The following is a 755-nucleotide window of genomic DNA, read 5'->3' as shown; positions in this document are numbered from 1 at the left end:
CTTTCGCCAGATAGTTATGCATTCTTCTTAACTCATCCGATAATTGCTCTGCTTTCATACCATGAACAGGATTAGAACTTGTCGCCATCGTATTGCTTGGCGTGAAGGTGGGTGTATGGGGATTGCTTGAAAGTATATTTGCTATTGTGTTCATTTGAATTTGCTTTTTTAGAGTTGAAATTATGTGAAAGGGTAATCCATTTTTCGACGGCAGCCGGCAAGCTTTTCATTTTGGCGCTGCCCATCATCCAGCCAGTGGCGGTGTAGTTGACATAAAACTTTCTGGCTTCTTCCACCAGGTCTACTCCTGCAGTTAATTCTTCAGGCAGTTCTTGCATGCAAGCTCTAACTTGCTCGACAGTGGGCGTAGCCCCGTTAAAAAAAGAAAATGAATTGTTATTTACTTCTGAACTAGTGTGCGCTACCCATTTACTCTCGTCATTATAAGATACATTATGTATGTCATTCTTATCTATATAGAGTGATCCTGTGTTTTGGGGACGCGTTTGTCCAGGTGCTGAGACATGTGTGTCTAAATCATGACCTTCAATTGTCCCGATTAAAGACACTAAATGGATCTCGCGCCGGTCAAACATTTCGCGATTTTTCACGAGGCGGATATAGCCTAGCTTGACTAGTTTTTTCATCCAGCGAGAAATACTTTTAGCGCTTTTATCAAAAAGGGTGGCAAAGTGTGTATCCTTCGCCCAGCAGTAGCCCTTACTTCCGCTTAGGGCTACCAGCTCGCCATAGAA

Annotated in this window: 1 protein-coding gene; it reads right to left on the bottom strand. The window is 42.9% G+C overall.

Translation table 11 applies throughout. The annotated features are described in order from the left end of the window. Positions 1-71: 71 nt before the first annotated feature. A partial coding sequence (locus LWP20_RS18010) for a helix-turn-helix domain-containing protein (RefSeq protein ID WP_242929571.1) occupies positions 72-755 on the bottom strand: 684 nt, incomplete at its 5' end.

This window comes from Pontibacter vulgaris, assembly GCF_022758145.1.
Classification (GTDB): domain Bacteria; phylum Bacteroidota; class Bacteroidia; order Cytophagales; family Hymenobacteraceae; genus Pontibacter; species Pontibacter vulgaris.
Note: the sequence above shows the minus strand (reverse complement) of the source record. Positions and strands in the feature narration are given on the sequence as shown.